Consider the following 17,993-nt stretch of genomic DNA (forward strand, 5'->3'; position numbering starts at 1 on the left):
TTATTTCTTTCATAACATGGCTTTCAGTGGGAGGGATTTCATGACACATTTGTTAGAGACGAAAAATCTTTGTGTATCTTTTGGGGATCATCATGTTATTAAGGATGTTAATTTAACGGTACAAAAAGGAAAGCTCATTTCAATTATTGGACCGAATGGTGCTGGAAAGACAACACTATTCAATTTACTAAGTGGGCAAATTTCTCCGACGAAAGGTGAAGTTTATTTTAAAGGACAGGATATTACAAAATTATCAATTTCAGATCGAACGCGCTTGGGCATTGGTCGTTCTTTTCAGTTGACAAATATTTTTCCAGAGCTAACAGTACTTGAAAATGTGCGTCTAAGTGTTCAATCGTTTGTTCAGGATTATTACAGTTTCTTTCCGAATGCAGCCAAGTTAAAGCAGCAAACTGGAGAGGCGAGACGCCTTTTAAAAACAGTACTACTTCACGAGAAAGAGGGTGTATTAGCAAAAGATTTAGCTCACGGAGAAAAAAGAAAGTTAGAGCTTGCTATGTTGTTAGCATTAAAGACAGATGTATTACTACTAGATGAGCCGACAGCAGGTATTTCAGTTGAGGAAGTTCCGGCTATATTACAAGTAATCGAAAATATTAAAAAGAATCCAGAGAGCACAATTGTACTTATTGAACACAAAATGGATATGGTACTCGATTTATCAGATCATCTTATCGTTTTATTTCATGGCGAGTTATTGGCTGAAGGATTGCCGGAAGAAATGATGAAAGACGAGCGAGTACAAAGTGCTTATTTAGGGGGATTATATAGTGGCACTACTACAAGTGAATAATATAGAGACGTATTTAGATCAGTTTCATATTTTACAAGGAGTGTCCCTTTCGGTTGAGAAGGGAACGATTACAGTATTGTTTGGAAGAAATGGTGCTGGAAAAACAACAACATTGCGCTCAGTTATGGGATTTCACCGGATAGCAAATGGAGAAGTTTATTATGATAACACAAAAGTAAATGGATTATCTACACATTTAATTTCAAGAAAAGGTATAGGTTATGTACCAGAAAATCAAGGTATTTTTCATGATTTAACAGTAGAAGAGACATTCGCACTTGCTAGGGGGAAAAATGGGGAAGAAGCTGAAGAGAAGATAGAATGGATGCTCGAACTATTTCCAGATTTAAAGCAATTTTGGTATAAAAAAAGTGGGCTATTAAGTGGGGGACAAAAACAAATGCTGGCAATTTCAAGAGCATTTATTAATAGTGATGGACTATTGCTTATTGATGAGCCGAGTAAAGGGCTGTCTCCAATTATGATAGAAAAATTAATGGTAGCTATTTTGAAAATGAAGGAAAAAACGACTGTTTTACTTGTTGAACAAAATTTTATGATGGCTAGTCAAATCGGTGATTATTTTTACATTATGGATAATGGGCGTATTGTGCATAACGGTTTTATGGAGGAACTGCGAGAGGATAAGGAAACATGTCATAAATATTTAGGCATTTCTTAACATTGATACGGGGGGATAGAACGTGGATGTGCTAATTAACTTATTTGTAAACGGCGTTTCGACAGGGATGCTTATTTTTTTATTAGCGTCGGGTCTATCACTTATTTTCGGTTTAATGAGCGTACTAAATTTTGCGCATGGCGGTTTATTTGCATGGGGAGCATTTACAGGCGTTTGGTTATTTAATATGACAGATAGTTATTTATTAGCGCTAATTGGCGCAGTCGCTATGGGTATGTTTCTCGGTTTCATTTTAGAAAGATTTCTTATTAGACCAGTGTATGGAAACCATGTTCGGCAGCTTCTCGTTACACTCGGAGGAATGCTCGTTCTTAGCGAGTGCATCAAAATATTTTGGGGTCCTAATCCAATTGCTGCAAAATTACCGTTATGGCTTCAAGGAAGTTTTACATTTGGAGGAGTTATCTTAATAAAATATCGCCTATTCGTTATTTTAGTTGGGATACTAATTTACATCGCTTTACTATTGCTGCTGAAAAAAACAAAGGTAGGACTTATGATTCGCGCTGGTGTAATGGATAAAGAGATGGTTCAAGCTCTCGGAATTAATGTAAAAGCGATATTCTCGTTTGTTTTTTTATTAGGAGCAGGGATGGCGGCGTTAGGTGGTTTTCTACTAGCACCATATTCAGGAGTTATTTTCGCTGAGATGGGCATGCAGTATGCAATTTTAGCTTTTATAGTAGTGATTATTGGCGGATTAGGTAGTGTACAAGGTTCAGCGCTAGCATCTTTAATTGTCGGATTAGCCGGTGCTTTTACAGCGTATTATATGCCAGATTTATCGCTTGCAATCAATATGTTAATGTTACTATTTTTCTTAATAGTGAAGCCAACGGGACTCGTTGGTGAAAAGGGGTGACATGGTGAACAGCATATCGGGTCGAATTAAAGTATACTTCGGAGTTTTTATGATCATTTGTTTAAGTGTATTTCCATTCGTAAATGATTCACGGAGCTTGTTAATTTTGTTCACTCAAATCTTCATCTTTGCTATTTTCGCTATGAGTTTTGATGTTCTCCTTGGATATACGGGTATTGTTTCATTCGGTCATTGTATGTTCTTTGGAATAGGGGCGTATGGTGTGGCACTCTTATTTGATCGGCAAGGGGTGTCTATAATGAACTTTTTTATAGGAATAGCAGCCGCTGTTATTATATCAGCTATCGTTAGTTATATAATCGGTATGCTTTCATTACGCTTGAAAAGTCATTTTTATGCAATGTTAACGCTCGCTATTTCTCAGCTGTTTTTTGTACTTGCTGAAAAATGGCGTTCGCTGACTCACGGAGGAGATGGATTTACATTTCGTGTACCAGATATATTCCGTGATCGTTTTACGTATTATTACGTAACACTTATATGTTTAATCAGCATCTTCATTTTGTTACGTCTTTTCACAAAGTCTTCTATTGGAAAAGTATTAAATGCAATTTCACAAAATGAACAACGTGTTGAAGCGCTTGGATATAAAGTTCTCCATTATAAAATTATCGCAAGTGTAGTGGCAGGAGTAGTAGCGGCAATTAGCGGTGGTTTATTCGTTATCACATTGCGTTTTGTAAATACGACGGTATTTTCAATTGAAATGACGCTAAACGCATTATTGATGACAATGATTGGAGGAGTTGGAACGTTAATCGGAGCTATTGCTGGAGCTGGGATTATTGAATCACTAAAATATTATTTATCAGAACTAGCGACAGAGTATCCGATTTTTGAAAGATGGACGATTATTCTTGGTTTATTATACATTATCGTGCTACTAGTTTTTCCAAAAGGATTAGTTGGAACGATTAAGAAGTTGAAGAATTTTAAAAGGGGTAAGAAGGAGAAGAGTACAGGGGTGGAGCAGAACGTGTGAAATGTATGAATCATGAGGGAAGTCTTCAAGATGAAAAGGGATGTTCTAGTAGTTGAACATTTTAACTAGGTAACATCCCTTTTTATTTTATTAAGCTAAGCTGTACGATAGTATATGAAGTTATATTAGCGATTCGAAAAGGGCTATCTATTTATCAGTAAAATACGACAAGTGTAGCCTCTTTATTAATTAAATAGTTCACCTGGAATCGCTTTTTCCAAGTCTCGAGTTGTAAAGAAGTTAATTGATAGTTTTTCTATTGGCACACCTTCAATCGGTGCTAATTTATCATTTTTCATTGGTAAAAAAGCTATTCCATTTCCGTCACTAATAAACTCTTCGATAAGCGAATAAGAATCTAACTGTTGAAGTTGATGCTGAGATAGATTGTTTTCTTTTAGAAATTGTATTGTCATATTTCTAAAAGGGCACTTTTTGTCGTTACTAACAAAGAAAAGTTCTTTTGAAAAGTCAATGGTACACTGTTCCTTCGTTTTTAATAAGCCTACAGAAATTGAAGTGGTGAATACTTTTTTAAACGCTGCGTCAGGATAATCCTCATAAGTTATGACCATATCAACTTTTTGCTTTTGTAGCAGTTTTTGCAAATGACTACTACTTTCTATGTATATTTGATAATTCCTGAAATTTTCTTTAATACGCGTACTCAAATAATTAGTTAAAATAGATTGTGACGTCGCTATTCGATAAGATGTACAACTCATTTTAATTTCATTTTTTGCTTCTTCTAATAAAGTTAATATTTTGCTAGTGTAATCTAATAAAATTTCACCTGAAGGTAACAGTGAAACCCCTTTGTTATCTCTATGTAGTAAAGCTGTTTCTAATTCTTGTTCTAATTTTTTGATTCGCTCAGTTACATTTGGTTGAACATAACCTAACTCTTTAGCAGCTTTACTAATAGAGCCCTCATTCGCTACAGTTTTAAATATGATAAGATCATTTATTTCCATTCATTTCAGCCCCTTATACGGTATCATTATAAATGATAGCAAGCATAATTTATACCTATTTTACACCGATCCAACATCGATTTATCATTATGTATATAATATCGAAAGTGAGTGATAAACATGATTGGAATGCAATATAAGGTCATATTGCCAAAGGATTATGACATGGAGATTATTAGGCAAAGGGTAAAGGCTAATGGGTATAAAACAGATGGTTTTCAAGAACTGAATTTTAAAGCCTATTTAATTGCTGAGGCGGGTAAGAATGGGAATTCCTATAATTGTTATGCACCTTTATATATTTGGAATAGTCATGAAGGGATGAATAAATTTATCTTTGAAGGATATTACGATAATATTTTACAATCATTTGGATGGCAACAAATAAATATAGGTGTTCCTTTAGTTGTTAATCTAAGTGATGATTTTAAGAAAAGTAGATATGTTGTTGAATGTGAAGGAAGTATCTCTCAAAGTAAATCATTGATTGGTACTCAATTAAATACAATGAACGAAAATGTACAAAATACAGAAAAGTGTTTAGGTAATGTAATAGTTTATAATCCAGATAAATGGGGTTATAGTCAATTCAATTTTTATAATGAGAAGCCTGAAATAGATGTAATGGACAATGTTACAATATATGAGATTTTACACATTTCACAATAAAATCTTCTTGAATGCCAAAATAAGAAAAAGGAATGAGAATATATGCCTTTTGTAAACGTTTATTATCCTGAAAATATATTAAATAAAGAAACGTTGAAAAAGATAAGTGAATGTATTCATCTGTCATTAATTGATCATTTTAACATCCCTGAAAATGATTATTTTCAAATGTTTTTACCTTATCGACTAAACGAATTTTTTTATAATCCATATTATTTGTTAGAGCAAGAAGAAAAGAGAACAGAGAACATAATGCATGTTTCTATTACATGTGGACCAGGAAGAACGATAAAGCAGAAAAGAGAGTTATATCAATCGATATCACATAAAGTATCTGAATATTCAATTATCGGTAGCGCTGATATTTTTATTACACTAAATGAGACAGCTGCTGAAAACTGGTCATTTGGTCAAGGGGTGGCACAACTAGTGAAGAGGAAGGGGGAGTAAAATGATGAATGAACCAATTGAATTTTATATTCAAAAGAAAATGAGAGAAATGGCACCTGCATTTGCTCATTATAGTGAAGAGATATTGTTTGAAGAAGTGTGGCGGGATGCCACTTTAACATTAAGAGAAAGAAGCTTATGTACATTGTCGGCACTAATCAGTCTTGGTAATACAGAACAATTACCATTTCATCTGAAGCTAGCTAAACAAAATGGGATGATGGAGAATGAATTAGTTGCATTAATAACACATATGGCTTTTTACGTTGGTTGGCCAAAAGCTGTGGCAGCTTTAAATATAGCAATGAATGAAATGGAAAGTTAAGAATAATGATTTTGGGAGGTATTTTCAACATATTTCTACTTGCATTACTATCACTTGAGTGGTAAAGTGATAGTGAGATCAACGCTAGGAAGTGATGAAACATGCGTGAAAATACGATAGGATCGTTAATATGGTTACGCCTAATACGATTTACGAACCAAAGTAATCAGATGTCAAATGAGTTTTTGAAACGTTTTGATTTGACGACAGCTCAATTTGATGTACTTATGCAAATACGGATTTATCAGCCCCTTACACAAATGGAGTTAGCCGAAAAAGTTACTGTGACGCAAGGTGGTATTTCTAGAATGTTAACACGCCTTGAAAAAGAAGAGTATATAGTACGTAAACAAGATTGGAAAACGAAAATGATTAGCCTTACTGAAAAGGGTCAAGCAGTGTTAGAAAGAGCATTGCCAGAGCAACTTGCATTTCAATCATCTTTTTTTGATGATGTATTAGATGAGGAAGAACAGAAAATACTATACGCGTTAATGACAAAAGTTCATAAGTATAGTGAAAAAAAAGAATTACCAGCTGAGTAATTTTTTTTACACCATCAATTGACTAATCAAGTGATAATTAGAGGAGGAAATATTATGTATACAATTCCAGGGCATCACCACATTTCTATGGTGACAAAAAATGCGAAAACAAATAATGATTTTTATCAAAAAGTATTAGGATTACGCCGAGTGAAAAAGACAGTCAATCAAGATAATCCATTTATGTATCATTTGTTTTATGGCGATTTAACAGGGAGTGCTGGAACTGAATTATCATTTTTTGAAATGCCGAATGTAGGAAGAACAATCCGTGGTACAAATGCAATAACACAAATAGGCTTGCTCGTACCTTCAATAGAAAGTCTTACATTTTGGAAGAGACGTTTTGAGTCGCTCCAGGTGGCGCATGGGGAAATTACAACTTACGCCGGAAGAGACGCACTGCACTTTGAAGATCCAGATGGCCTACGGTTAGTGCTGTTAAATAATAACGGTGAAGAGGTGCCTGAATATTGGACTGCATGGGATGAATCTTCTGTAGAGCAGAATCATCGTATTTTAGGTATGGGAACAGTTGAAATGACAGTGCGCAGTTTAAATAAATTATCAAAAACATTAACAGGCTTGTTTAGTTATAAAGAAGTATCTCGTTTAGACGATGAGGGGATTTATCAATCTATTGCTGGTCAATCTTTTGGAGAAATTTTGGTGAAACAGCAAGAAGGAGAGAGTGAACGACCTGGAAAAGGAAGTATTCATCATTTAGCTATTCGTGTGAAAAATGATGAAGAACTGAGTTATTGGAATGAAGCGGTGAAAGATAAAGGGTTCCAATCAACAGGCATTATCGATCGCTTTTATTTTAAAAGTTTATATTTCCGTGAATCAAATGGCATTTTATTTGAGATTGCGACGGATGGACCAGGATTTACAGTGGATTCAGCAATTGAAAAATTAGGAAAAGAGCTGGATTTACCACCATTTTTAGAAGAGAGAAGAAAAGAGATTGAAGAGAAATTAATACCACTTGATTAAAAGGGAGAGAGCAACTATGGAAAAATACCGTATTGATACAAGTAAAGGAATTGAATTTGGATTATATTCAATTGGAGATCATATTTTAAATCCACATAATGGTTCGAAAATAAGTGCAGAAAAAAGAATTCATGAACTAATTGAAACAGCTAAGTTAGCAGATGAAGCTGGAATTGATGTGTTTGCTGTTGGTGAAAGTCATCAAGCGCATTTTACAACGCAAGCTCATACAGTTATTTTAGGAGCTATTGCACAAGCTACGAAAAATATTAAAATCGCGAGTTCTGCAACAGTATTAAGCACGTCAGATCCGGTTCGTGTATACGAGGACTTTGCCACAATCGATTTAATTTCTAATGGTCGTGCTGAAATCGTTGCTGGTCGTGGATCTCGTATTGGGGGATATAGTTTACTTGGTTACGATGTAAATTATTATGAAGAACTATTTGAAGAGAAGATGGATCTTTTATTAAAAATAAATAAAGAAGAAAGTGTAACATGGAAAGGGCAGTTTAGAACACCACTTGAACATGCGGCAATTATACCGAGAGCTAAAAATAACAATATGCCAATTTGGCGTGCTGTTGGAGGGCCACCTGCTAGTGCGATTAAGGCAGGACACGCAGGTGTACCAATGATGCTTACGACACTTGGTGGCCCAGCTGTTAATTTTAAAGTTTCGGTTGATGCATATCGTGAAGCTGCTGAGCAAAGTGGTTTTGATCCAGCAACATTACCAATTGCGACAACAAGTTTATTTTATACAGCAGAAAATTCACAAGATGCACTTAGTGAATATTATCCTCATATTAATGCTGGTATGCTTGCGCTACGCGGTGGTGGGTATCCAAAACAACAATTTACTAACGCAGTAGATCACCGTGATGCGTTAATGATTGGTAGCCCGCAACAAATTATTGAAAAAATGCTTTACCAATATGAATTATTTGGACAGCAACGTTTTATGGCACAAATTGATTTTGGTGGTGTACCATTTGATAAGATTGAGAAAAACATTGAATTAATTGCTACTGAAATTATGCCGGCTGTTAGAAAATATACAACGAAATAAATAAAAAAGTACCGGGAATATAATCTATTCTCGGTACTTTTTTATTTAGTCAGTTTAGAAAAATGACGAAAAAATGAATTTTTAGTCTAAAAAAAGGAAAGGATTTTTCTATTTGTGAATAACAATATTGTTGATTTGAATTTTGGAAATACATTTTTCTCTTGACAAAAATCTAGCATATTTTCAGATTTGATTTGAGGACATTTTTTAAGGGGAAAGTCAAGCGTATGAAGAGAAAAACATAATAACAATTGATATAAGAGTGTGTTGTATGTTTGAAAAGTACGTTTTTAAAATGTGAGAAATCTAATTCAAAAAAATTACAAAAGACATATTTCAGACAAAATCCTGTCAATAATACGTCAAAAATCACCTGAATTTATTATGTAAGTATATTATACAATTCGATTAGCGAATAAAACACTACTGAAATAGTGAAAAGGTAAATCGTATGAAGAAAGTTCTTTTGTAATTATCTAAAAAACTGACAATCTATATTTTCAGAAAGTACATAAACGAATTTATCTTTTTGTATTTCCAAATGATTGAATTGTTCGTTATGAAGTGAATTCATACAATTCAATCGATATTACGATATGAAAAATTATGAAGGAAGTGACTTTAGCATGGAAACGCTCGAATTGGCACGAATACAATTTGCATCTACAACGATTTTTCATTACTTTTTCGTTCCGCTATCTATTGGTTTAGCTTTTATCATTGCGTTAATGCAAACGTTGTATGTGGTAAAGGGACAAGAAGTTTATAAGAAAATGACAAAGTTTTGGACACAAATATTCCTTGTTAACTTTGCAGTAGGTGTTGTAACAGGTATTTTACAAGAATTTCAGTTTGGTATGAACTGGTCAACATATTCACGTTTTGTTGGTGATGTTTTCGGACCGTCACTGGCAATTGAAGGTTTATTAGCATTTTTCATTGAGTCTACATTCCTAGGTTTATGGGTATTCGGTGAGGATAAACTTCCGAAGCGAGTTCACCTTTTATGTATTTGGCTCCTCTCAATAGGAACAATGTTATCAGCATTTTGGATTCTAACTGCAAGTGCATTTATGCAATCCCCAGTAGGATATGAAATGGCTGCAGATGGACGTGCACAGATGAATGATTTCTTGGCGATTATTCAAAATCCACAACTATGGGTGCAATTCCCACATACAATTACAGCGGCACTTGCAACAGGCGCATTCTTTATTGCTGGTGTTAGTGCATGGAAAATCGCAAAACAACAAGAGACAGAGGTGTTTAAGAAGTCTTTCCGAGTTTCTATCGTTGTTGGAACAATTTCAACAGCATTGGTATTATTTTTCGGTCATGCACAAGCGCAAAATTTAATTAAGACACATCCGATGAAAATGGCAGCAGCTGAAGCATTATGGAATACGAGTGAGGATCCAGCGCCATTTACAGTATTTGCAAAAATTGATACAGAGAAGAAAGAAAATTCGTTTGAAATTCAAATCCCTTATATGCTAAGTCTATTGTCATACGATAAATTTAGCGGTCAAGTAGAAGGAATGAATCAAATTCAAAAACAATATGAAGAAAAATATGGACCTGGAGATTATATTCCGCCAGTACATACTATGTTCTGGAGTTTTAGAGCGATGGTAATGAGTGGAACATTCATGCTTCTTCTAGGAGTGTACGGCTGGTTCTTATCAAGAAAAGATCGTTTAGCTGAAAAAACTTGGTATTTAAAATTAATGGTATATGCAATTGCACTACCGTTTATCGGAAATACAGTAGGTTGGATTATGACTGAAATGGGACGTCAGCCTTGGGTTGTCTTCGGTGTTATGAAAACAGAAGATGCAGTATCTCCAAATGTTTCATTTGGAGAAGTATTATTCTCTCTTGTTTCATTCACATCACTATATATAATTATTGGAGGCATTACTGTTTACTTATTCGTTCGTATCATTAAAGGACATGCGAATAAGAAAACGAAAAAGGATTATCAGAGCCATGATCCATTTGATAAGGAGGAAGAGTATGTTATCTCTTAATGAGTTGTGGTTTCTAATTATCTCAACCTTATTCGTTGGCTTCTTTGTACTTGAAGGTTTCGATTTTGGTGTAGGAATCGTTTCAAGGTTTTTAGGAAAGAATGATTTGGAAAAGCGTATATATTTAAATACAATTGGACCGTTTTGGCACGCTAATGAAGTATGGCTTGTTTGTGCTGGTGGCGCTATGTTTGCGGCATTTCCGCATTGGTATGCAACTTTATTTAGTGGGTTCTATATTCCGTTTGTGTTTATGCTTCTTGCATTAATTATAAGAGGTGTTTCCTTTAAATTCCGTGCGAAAATAGAAAACCATAAGTGGAAAAGTTTCTGGGATTGGGGCATGTTTATTGGAAGCATGCTACCTCCTATACTTTGGGGAGTTGCAATTGCAAACTTTATGACAGGTGTACCAATCGATGAAAGTAAAAATATGGTAGGCGGATTTATGAAATTACTTCACCCATTTGCATTACTTGGAGGAGTTATGTTTCTTCTTCTATGTATTGTTCATGGTTTGCAATTTCTTACTATACGTACAACAGGAAAATTACGAGAACGGGCACGTATTGCCGCAACAAAGATTGCACCTTTTGCATTAATAACACTTCTTGTTTTTGCAGCTGTAGGGTTATGGAAAACAGATATTTTCACTGCACATGGTTCAGAGTGGCTAATGGTTCCGATTGGAGCTTTTGTAGCACTATTTGTTTCTACTTTATTAAATAAAAGAAGAAGAGATGGTTGGGCCTTCTTTATGACGAGCTTAACAATCATTTTGCTCAGTGCAAGTGTGTTCATCGGTATGTTCCCGCGTGTCATGATTAGCTCATTAGGAGCGGTAAATGATTTGACAATTTATAATGCGGCATCAGGACCTTATGCATTAAAACTGATGAGCTATTTTTCTCTTGCTATTTTACCATTTGTTATCGGTAGTCAAATATGGAGTTTCTATGTATTTAGACAACCTGTTAAGTCAGACAAAGATTTGGAGTACTAATGAAAAGAAAAAGAGGACTTCCGTCGTATCCTGGTAGCCGAGTTTTATATGTAACTTTAAGTCTTATTAGCATTTTAGAGGCGTGTAGTATTATTGCACAGACAGTGTTTTTAGCACGAGCAATCACATTTTTATTTCATGGAGAAACAGTGCAAGCTGTGCTAAATGAAACTGTTTATTTTGGGATTACGTTTGCAGCACGCCAAATGTTGGTGCGAACATCGCAAATATTGGTTGAGCGTTTCGCTGAAAAAACAGGATTTGCATTACGTAAACAGTTAATAGAAGCATATTTTACGTTAGGGCCGAGATTTGTCCAAACAAATGGGACTGGTCATCTGGTTACTTTATCGATAGAAGGTATTGAGAAATTTAAAACGTATATTGAATTGACAATTCCTAAAATGATTAGAAGTAGTATCGTACCAGGAATAATCGTTCTATATGTTTTTACACTGGACATTGAGTCGGGAATCATTTTAGTTGTAACAATTCCAATTGTGATCATATTTATGATCCTTCTAGGATTAGCAGCGCAGAAAATGGCGGATAGCCAATATGAGACATATCGTGTACTTTCTAATCATTTTGTAGATACGTTAAAAGGATTAGAAACATTAAAGTATTTAGGGAAAAGTAAACAGCACGAAGGAAAGATTGAAAAAGTAAGTAAACGATATAGAAAAGCAACGATGCGTACTTTGCGAGTTGCTTTTCTTTCTTCTTTTGCATTAGATTTCTTTACGAGTTTATCAATTGCATTTGTAGCAGTCGGATTAGGGATACGGTTAATAGATGGAACGATAATACTATTGCCAGCTCTTACGATTTTAATTTTAGCGCCGGAATATTTTCTGCCGATAAAACAAGTTGGAGCGAATTATCATGCTACATTAGATGGACAACTTGCAATAGAGCAAATAGAAGAAATTTTACAGAAACAAAAAGAAATAGAAAAGAAAGATTCAAATGTAGATATAGTATGGAATTCTTCTAGTAGTTTGAAATTACAAGATGTAAAAGTAAATAATGATGAATCTGAAAAGGCTATATTAGAGGGAATTGATTTTACTTGGCAAGGTAACGGTGCTATAGGCATTATTGGTGAAAGTGGGGCAGGGAAATCAACGTTAATCGATGTGTTAGCAGGATTTCTACCTCCTTCGGGTGGGAAGATGTTAGTAAATGGTGTGGAAATTGGTGAATCTACTCGAGAAGATTGGCAAAAAAATATTGCTTATATTCCGCAGCAACCTTATATTTTTCCACTTTCATTAAAAGATAATATTTGTTTCTATGAAACGAATACAACTGATGAAGAAGTTGAGAGAGTTATTAATGAAGTTGGTCTTCGTTCGCTCGTTGCATTATTACCACATGGGATGTACGAAAGAATTGGAGAAGGTGGACGTATGCTTAGTGGCGGACAAGAACAACGTGTCGCTATGGCACGTGCACTTTTAAGTAAAAAGCCAATCATTTTATTAGATGAACCTACAGCACATCTTGATATTGAAACTGAATTTGAAATAAAGCAATCGATGTTACGTCTGTTTGAAGGTAAGCTAGTATTTCTTGCAACGCATCGTCTCCATTGGATGAAGCAAATGGATCATATTCTTATTTTAAATAAAGGGGAAATTAAAGAAAGTGGAACATATGAAGAGCTTTTAAAGAATGAGATATTACATTTTCATAGGGAAGAGAGGGGAGAGCGATGAGTAACTGGATTAAACCTCATATACAGCAAAATAAAGGTAGAATGACGTTGACTATTTTCCTCGGGCTTCTTGGAGTTAGTTCAGGTGCGATGTTACTTTTTATTTCAGGTTATTTAATTTCTAAATCTGCTCTCAGACCAGAAAATGTAATGGTTGTATATGTTCCTATAGTTGCAACACGTGCGTTTAGTATAGGGCAAGCTGTCTTTCATTATTTAGAGCGTTTAGTAGGGCATGACGTCGTTCTACGAATTTTAGAAAAAATGAGGACAAAACTATATAGAATTGTAGAACCACAGGCGTTATTTTTGCGCTCAAGATTTCAAACTGGTGATGTACTAGGTGTATTGTCTGATGATATAGAACATTTACAGAATCTATATTTACGTACAATATTCCCTAGTATATTAGCATTAGTTGTATATAGCATTTTCGTACTTGTTATCGGTGCATTTGACTTAGTATTTGCACTTATCGCAGCTTGTATGTTAGCTGTTATTGTTTTTCTTCTTCCATTCGTATCACTACTTTTGATGAAACGACATCATATTGCTTTGAAGCGAGGAAGAAATCGTTTGTATCAACAATTGACAGATGCTGTATTTGGGTTATCTGATTGGCAGGCGAGTGGTAGAAAAGATGAATTTATTAATGCGTATGTAGAACAAAATGTCCAGCTGTTAAAGACAGAAAAGAGAGTGAAACGCTGGTACCATATTCGGGATAGTATCATTCATTTAATAGTAGGTATTGTAGTTATTTCGATGATTTTGTGGACTGGCAATCAAGCGGCAAGTGAACAAATTGCACCTACAGTTATCGCAGCATTCGTATTAATGACATTATCTGTGACGAATGTGCTTATTCCTGTATCAGATGCTATTGATCGAATTCCATCTTATGTAGAATCTGTTCATCGGCTTAATGGCGTAGAAAGTGATAGCTCTTTAGATGATGGTAAGGAGTTACCTGGAGATAAAGAATACGTTGTACCAAAACATGTAGATGTTGAACTGAGTAATGTGTCGTATAATTACCCGAATAGTAATGAATCCGTATTAAAAGATGTATCATTGCAAATAAAGGCAGGAAAGAAAATTGCTATTTTAGGTAGAAGTGGAACAGGAAAATCTACTTTACTAAAATTGTTAACTGGGGCACTATGTCCGGTGAATGGCCAAGTTATATTGAATGGTGAACAAGCTCATACGGATTTTTTGTCAAAATATATTTCTGTATTAAACCAAAAACCACATTTATTCGATACGACAATTGGAAATAATGTGCGAATTGGTAAACCAGAGGCTAATGATGAAGAGATATGGAAGGCTTTAGAGAAAGCACAGCTAGCACCGCACATTGCTTCTCTTCCAGATGGATTACAAACGAAAATGCATGAAATGGGAAAGAGGTTTTCTGGCGGAGAAAGGCAAAGGGTAGCATTTGCAAGAACTCTTATGCAAGAAGCACCGGTCATTGTACTTGATGAACCGACTATCGGTTTAGACCCTAAAACAGAATTAGCCTTAATAGAAACAATGTTTTCTGCAACAGAAGAAAAGACTGTTATTTGGATTACACATCATCTTGTAGGGATTGAACATGTAGATGAAGTGATTTTCCTTGATAGTGGTCAAATCGCTATGCAAGGTAGTCACGAACAGCTACTGAAAGAAAATGAGAAATATCGTAGATTATACGAGCTTGATAAAGGTATATAAGAATGAAATGCAAAAAAACACAAATTCTTGGTAGTTCAAGGTTTGTGTTTTTTGTATTTGTGGTGAAATCATATAAGCCGTATAAGCTATTTGATCATGAAATGGTGATATATTGTTAGAAAGGGTGTTTAAAACCTATCCTTTCAAGGCAATACTTGAGCCATAGTGAATGGATTGTTGGAAGGCGTGATTATATGTTTGAAGAGGATGGCATTGTTTTAATTCTGGAACCTGCTGATGAACGGGATATGAGGAAATTTATTTTTACAATACCGAAGTCAGTTTATGAAAAAAAAGAGATTGTATTACATTACGGAACAGCTTTAGGTCAAGGATATACGGACATTATAGAAGATATTATTAGTGTACATATAGACATAGATATTATAACGGTAATAGGGCACGTAAGAGGATAGAGTGAAGCTTTAATTAGTGGGAATCATACTGACCTTGAAAACAGACGTACTGAAAGTAAGTATGTCTGTTTTTATATTTAAATGAAGATAGTTTCGAGGTACATGTTGAACAGGATAATAATGATTTCTCTAGAATGTATAAGAGGAAGATTAAAAAGTAAGATATGATGTGATAAGGTATATAAGAAGAAAACAAAGTGTTTATAAATGAATAAAAGTATGACAATTATTTAGGAGGTCAAAATGAAGTTTACAAAAACAATGTTACTTTCAATTGTAGTTTCAATTGGTTTGATGGGATGTTCGCTAGTGGAGGAAGGGAAGAACTCCATAGATTACGCTCAAAAAGCGACAGACTATGTAAATGAAATAAGTGCATTTGCAAATGAAGCGCCAGCATTAGCTGAAAAGGCTGTTAATGATGGAGAAGCTCGAAAAGAACTAGAAACGAAACTTACTGAAATTAAACAAGATATACCAGCTTTTAATGAATTAACACCACCGGATGTAGCGAAGGATCTTCACCAGCAAATCGTCGGATATAATGAAAAGTTAAATACATTAATTGATACATCTATGACAAAGATAGAGGAAGGAAAAATGAATGTAGAGCAGTTTAAAAACTCTGAGCTTATGCAGACGATAGAACAAGTTCGTGATTTGAAAGATAAGGTTCAAAACTTAGGGCAATAGTAAAAAGATCCGTTTATCATAAACGGATCTTTTTATTATTGTATACAATAGACGATCACACCAATGACAATAATAATGTTGCCAATGATTTTTCGTTTCGTTATTTTTTCACCTAGGAAGTACCAACTGAAAATTAATATAATAATATAACTTAATGATTCTAATGCAGATGCTTGCTTTAATGCCAAGCCTTTTAAGGCAATCACATTTAATCCGGCATTAATTACAAATAAAAAGTAGCCGATGATAACATAAGGATTTACATATTCTTTTATTCTAGAATCGTATTGTTGTAAAGTAGCCTTTTTTAATAATATTTGTGAGTAATTGGCTAAAATTATCCCGAAAATCAATAATAACATATAACTATTCATCTTTTGTCACCACCACAATTCCGACGATAATAATAGCTGCGCCAAGTATGTGATTCCACTGTATCGTATCTCCAAATAGGAATACTGACCAAAGCATTGACCATAGTATTATAATCCCACGGTGTGAATATGCTCTAGAAATTTCAAAATTCTTAATGACTTGTTGCCATAGAATTGCATATCCGAATAAAAGTACAACAAGTCCGAAGTAAGCAATAAAAAATGAAATTGATGCAATAGGGAATTGAGATGCCCATTTCATGTAAACCATAATGATAGAATATATCAAGAAGGCCACATGTAAAAATACATAGTTTTTAATAGTTGGTTTCATATATTCACTCTCTTTTACATTTATATACATGTATGTAAACTCGATGTATATAATCAATAGCTTCTTATTATATATAAAAGGCATATTGAAATGATTTTTGTTTATTCCTTCACATTCCAAAATATATAGTATCATGTCTTCTAATGTAAAACAATAGAAGGCCCTACGTAGCTATAGAGTTGAAATAGGGGTAGTAGAGTTAGATTTTCCACTGTTCTATAATTTGTATTGTTTTATTTGTTGCATCCATCGCTACTTGAATACCTATTGGCAAAGTAATCATTGGATGAGTATGACAACAATCAAAATCGGCTAGAAAAGGAAGTTTTTGATTTTGTAATACTTCTAATAGTATTTCGTAAGGTTTTCGATTTGTACCACAATCATCAAATTGCTCATGTTTTCCAAGGATGATACCTGAAACTTTATCAAAAACGCCGTTAATTTTAAGTAATGAAAAACTTCTTTCGAGAGTAGCTGCATTTTTTGAGCTATCTTCAATAAAGAGAATGTCACCTTCTTGAATATGTGGCATATAGAGGCTACCCCAAATACCTTGTATAGTGTTTAAATTCCCACCAATAATACGTCCAGCAGCTTTTCCACCAATTACTGAAATCCAATTGTTCGGTAGAAGATCTTTTTCTTTTGTTTTTTCTTCCCAATTAATAAATTCATCTGACCAAAATAACGGCTGGTTTATGTTGTAAGGAAGGTGTTGATCAGTTAATAAAGTATCCGCAAAATATTTGTACGTGCAATCTACGAAAGGTTCAAATTCACCAAAAGAAGGAACGAGTGCTGGACCATAAAATGTAGGAATTCCTGTTTTTGCATAAATTCCTAGTAATAACGCTGTTGCGTCGGAATAGCCAATCATTATTTTAGGTTTTTTTTGAAAAGAAGCATAATCAATATAAGGTAATAATGAATTTGAATTCATTCCCCCAATTGTCGACATGATACAAGAAACGTTAGGGTTTCTAATCAAGTCATTTAGTTCCTCAGCACGATCTTTAATGCTCCCTGAACGATAATAATCATATTGACCTGTTAGTGAACCTTCTAATATATGAAATCCTTTCTTTTGTAGGTATAATTTTGCTCGCTCAAATCTTTTTGGAGAAGTATAGGTTACTGGTGAAGAGGGAGAGTAGATGCCAATTGTATCGCCATATTTTAATGCTTTTGGAAGTGCCATTTGTATAAATCCTTTCTATTATATAGTGTTTTTCTATTTGGGTTTTATTGAATATTATTATATTTCGTTGTTTTTAGTGTAACATAC

Annotated in this window: 20 protein-coding genes; 16 read left to right on the forward strand and 4 right to left on the reverse strand. The window is 34.3% G+C overall.

Annotated features, from left to right (window positions below):
* Positions 1–40 precede the first annotated feature (40 nt).
* From EXW56_RS09430 to EXW56_RS09445, 4 genes are read left to right on the forward strand one after another with little or no spacing between them, the layout of a single operon-like run.
* Positions 41–814: an ABC transporter ATP-binding protein gene (locus tag EXW56_RS09430; RefSeq protein WP_002200864.1), complete on the forward strand. Its 774-nt coding sequence runs from the start codon at positions 41–43 to the stop codon at positions 812–814.
* Positions 792–1,496 (forward strand): branched-chain amino acid ABC transporter ATP-binding protein, encoded by a 705-nt coding sequence (locus EXW56_RS09435; protein ID WP_002200863.1) that lies wholly within the window; start codon positions 792–794, stop codon positions 1,494–1,496. Before EXW56_RS09430 ends, EXW56_RS09435 begins: the two co-directional genes overlap by 23 nt.
* Before the next feature lie 22 nt (positions 1,497–1,518).
* On the forward strand, positions 1,519–2,379 hold the full coding sequence (locus EXW56_RS09440) for a branched-chain amino acid ABC transporter permease (protein WP_002200862.1): 861 nt from the start codon (positions 1,519–1,521) through the stop codon (positions 2,377–2,379).
* 49 nt (positions 2,380–2,428) lie between these two features.
* The gene (locus tag EXW56_RS09445; RefSeq protein WP_002200861.1) at positions 2,429–3,382 is read left to right on the forward strand and encodes a branched-chain amino acid ABC transporter permease; all 954 of its coding nucleotides are present in this window, start codon (positions 2,429–2,431) and stop codon (positions 3,380–3,382) included.
* Between the two features lie 185 nt (positions 3,383–3,567).
* Here EXW56_RS09445 and EXW56_RS09450 read toward each other — a convergent pair whose 3' ends face one another.
* The gene (locus EXW56_RS09450; protein ID WP_002168614.1) at positions 3,568–4,356 is read right to left on the reverse strand and encodes a LysR family transcriptional regulator; all 789 of its coding nucleotides are present in this window, start codon (positions 4,354–4,356) and stop codon (positions 3,568–3,570) included.
* A 120-nt stretch (positions 4,357–4,476) separates the two neighbouring features.
* On the opposite strand from EXW56_RS09450, the gene EXW56_RS09455 reads away from it, so the two are divergent.
* From EXW56_RS09455 to EXW56_RS09510, 12 genes are all read left to right on the forward strand, one after another.
* Entirely contained in the window at positions 4,477–5,025 is a 549-nt protein-coding gene (locus EXW56_RS09455; protein WP_002200860.1) for a DUF4865 family protein, read from the forward strand.
* Positions 5,026–5,067: 42 nt separating this feature from the next.
* Complete coding sequence (locus tag EXW56_RS09460; protein WP_215558313.1) at positions 5,068–5,475, forward strand: tautomerase family protein; 408 nt, start codon at positions 5,068–5,070, stop codon at positions 5,473–5,475.
* A 1-nt stretch (position 5,476) separates the two neighbouring features.
* Positions 5,477–5,800, forward strand: coding sequence for a carboxymuconolactone decarboxylase family protein (locus EXW56_RS09465; protein ID WP_002200858.1), 324 nt, complete (start codon positions 5,477–5,479; stop codon positions 5,798–5,800).
* A gap of 101 nt (positions 5,801–5,901) precedes the next feature.
* The gene (locus tag EXW56_RS09470) at positions 5,902–6,345 is read left to right on the forward strand and encodes a MarR family winged helix-turn-helix transcriptional regulator (RefSeq protein ID WP_002200857.1); all 444 of its coding nucleotides are present in this window, start codon (positions 5,902–5,904) and stop codon (positions 6,343–6,345) included.
* 54 nt (positions 6,346–6,399) lie between these two features.
* On the forward strand, positions 6,400–7,341 hold the full coding sequence (locus tag EXW56_RS09475; protein ID WP_215597393.1) for a ring-cleaving dioxygenase: 942 nt from the start codon (positions 6,400–6,402) through the stop codon (positions 7,339–7,341).
* Positions 7,342–7,357: 16 nt separating this feature from the next.
* A complete protein-coding gene (locus tag EXW56_RS09480) occupies positions 7,358–8,413 on the forward strand; it encodes an LLM class flavin-dependent oxidoreductase (RefSeq protein ID WP_002158277.1) in 1,056 nt (351 codons plus the stop codon).
* 626 nt (positions 8,414–9,039) lie between these two features.
* Positions 9,040–10,443 carry a cytochrome ubiquinol oxidase subunit I gene (gene cydA, locus EXW56_RS09485; protein ID WP_215597394.1) on the forward strand — a complete coding sequence of 468 codons (1,404 nt, stop codon included), beginning with the start codon at positions 9,040–9,042 and terminating at the stop codon, positions 10,441–10,443.
* Positions 10,430–11,446, forward strand: a complete 1,017-nt coding sequence (gene cydB, locus EXW56_RS09490) for a cytochrome d ubiquinol oxidase subunit II (protein ID WP_002126907.1) — start codon at positions 10,430–10,432, stop codon at positions 11,444–11,446. Before cydA ends, cydB begins: the two co-directional genes overlap by 14 nt.
* The gene (gene cydD / locus EXW56_RS09495) at positions 11,446–13,167 is read left to right on the forward strand and encodes a thiol reductant ABC exporter subunit CydD (protein WP_098988096.1); all 1,722 of its coding nucleotides are present in this window, start codon (positions 11,446–11,448) and stop codon (positions 13,165–13,167) included. Before cydB ends, cydD begins: the two co-directional genes overlap by 1 nt.
* Positions 13,164–14,888 (forward strand): thiol reductant ABC exporter subunit CydC, encoded by a 1,725-nt coding sequence (cydC, locus tag EXW56_RS09500; protein ID WP_002200853.1) that lies wholly within the window; start codon positions 13,164–13,166, stop codon positions 14,886–14,888. Before cydD ends, cydC begins: the two co-directional genes overlap by 4 nt.
* 194 nt (positions 14,889–15,082) lie before the next feature.
* The gene (locus EXW56_RS09505; RefSeq protein WP_002200852.1) at positions 15,083–15,304 is read left to right on the forward strand and encodes a hypothetical protein; all 222 of its coding nucleotides are present in this window, start codon (positions 15,083–15,085) and stop codon (positions 15,302–15,304) included.
* Positions 15,305–15,547: 243 nt separating this feature from the next.
* The gene (locus EXW56_RS09510) at positions 15,548–15,997 is read left to right on the forward strand and encodes a DUF6376 family protein (protein WP_002012340.1); all 450 of its coding nucleotides are present in this window, start codon (positions 15,548–15,550) and stop codon (positions 15,995–15,997) included.
* 35 nt (positions 15,998–16,032) lie between these two features.
* Here EXW56_RS09510 and EXW56_RS09515 read toward each other — a convergent pair whose 3' ends face one another.
* From EXW56_RS09515 to EXW56_RS09525, 3 genes are all read right to left on the reverse strand, one after another.
* Positions 16,033–16,371, reverse strand: a complete 339-nt coding sequence (locus EXW56_RS09515) for an EamA family transporter (RefSeq protein WP_002200850.1) — start codon at positions 16,369–16,371, stop codon at positions 16,033–16,035.
* The gene (locus EXW56_RS09520; RefSeq protein WP_002086172.1) at positions 16,364–16,705 is read right to left on the reverse strand and encodes an EamA family transporter; all 342 of its coding nucleotides are present in this window, start codon (positions 16,703–16,705) and stop codon (positions 16,364–16,366) included. Before EXW56_RS09520 ends, EXW56_RS09515 begins: the two co-directional genes overlap by 8 nt.
* Positions 16,706–16,904: 199 nt before the next feature.
* Positions 16,905–17,906, reverse strand: coding sequence for a S66 family peptidase (locus EXW56_RS09525; protein WP_002200849.1), 1,002 nt, complete (start codon positions 17,904–17,906; stop codon positions 16,905–16,907).
* Positions 17,907–17,993 lie beyond the last annotated feature (87 nt).

It is taken from the genome of Bacillus mycoides (assembly GCF_018742245.1).
In the GTDB taxonomy this organism is placed as follows: Bacteria; Bacillota; Bacilli; order Bacillales; family Bacillaceae_G; genus Bacillus_A; species Bacillus_A cereus_U.

What these genes read in the sequence shown, in the direction of transcription:
- EXW56_RS09430 (WP_002200864.1), top strand. Translation starts at nt 41, where the DNA reads ATGACACATTTGTTAGAGACGAAAAATCTTTGTGTATCTTTTGGGGAT.
- EXW56_RS09445 (WP_002200861.1), top strand. Translation starts at nt 2,429, where the DNA reads ATGATCATTTGTTTAAGTGTATTTCCATTCGTAAATGATTCACGGAGC.
- EXW56_RS09450 (WP_002168614.1), bottom strand. Translation starts at nt 4,356, where the DNA reads ATGGAAATAAATGATCTTATCATATTTAAAACTGTAGCGAATGAGGGC.
- EXW56_RS09455 (WP_002200860.1), top strand. Translation starts at nt 4,477, where the DNA reads ATGATTGGAATGCAATATAAGGTCATATTGCCAAAGGATTATGACATG.
- EXW56_RS09460 (WP_215558313.1), top strand. Translation starts at nt 5,068, where the DNA reads ATGCCTTTTGTAAACGTTTATTATCCTGAAAATATATTAAATAAAGAA.
- EXW56_RS09465 (WP_002200858.1), top strand. Translation starts at nt 5,477, where the DNA reads ATGATGAATGAACCAATTGAATTTTATATTCAAAAGAAAATGAGAGAA.
- EXW56_RS09470 (WP_002200857.1), top strand. Translation starts at nt 5,902, where the DNA reads ATGCGTGAAAATACGATAGGATCGTTAATATGGTTACGCCTAATACGA.
- EXW56_RS09475 (WP_215597393.1), top strand. Translation starts at nt 6,400, where the DNA reads ATGTATACAATTCCAGGGCATCACCACATTTCTATGGTGACAAAAAAT.
- EXW56_RS09480 (WP_002158277.1), top strand. Translation starts at nt 7,358, where the DNA reads ATGGAAAAATACCGTATTGATACAAGTAAAGGAATTGAATTTGGATTA.
- cydA (WP_215597394.1), top strand. Translation starts at nt 9,040, where the DNA reads ATGGAAACGCTCGAATTGGCACGAATACAATTTGCATCTACAACGATT.
- cydB (WP_002126907.1), top strand. Translation starts at nt 10,430, where the DNA reads ATGTTATCTCTTAATGAGTTGTGGTTTCTAATTATCTCAACCTTATTC.
- cydD (WP_098988096.1), top strand. Translation starts at nt 11,446, where the DNA reads ATGAAAAGAAAAAGAGGACTTCCGTCGTATCCTGGTAGCCGAGTTTTA.
- cydC (WP_002200853.1), top strand. Translation starts at nt 13,164, where the DNA reads ATGAGTAACTGGATTAAACCTCATATACAGCAAAATAAAGGTAGAATG.
- EXW56_RS09505 (WP_002200852.1), top strand. Translation starts at nt 15,083, where the DNA reads ATGTTTGAAGAGGATGGCATTGTTTTAATTCTGGAACCTGCTGATGAA.
- EXW56_RS09510 (WP_002012340.1), top strand. Translation starts at nt 15,548, where the DNA reads ATGAAGTTTACAAAAACAATGTTACTTTCAATTGTAGTTTCAATTGGT.
- EXW56_RS09515 (WP_002200850.1), bottom strand. Translation starts at nt 16,371, where the DNA reads ATGAATAGTTATATGTTATTATTGATTTTCGGGATAATTTTAGCCAAT.
- EXW56_RS09520 (WP_002086172.1), bottom strand. Translation starts at nt 16,705, where the DNA reads ATGAAACCAACTATTAAAAACTATGTATTTTTACATGTGGCCTTCTTG.
- EXW56_RS09525 (WP_002200849.1), bottom strand. Translation starts at nt 17,906, where the DNA reads ATGGCACTTCCAAAAGCATTAAAATATGGCGATACAATTGGCATCTAC.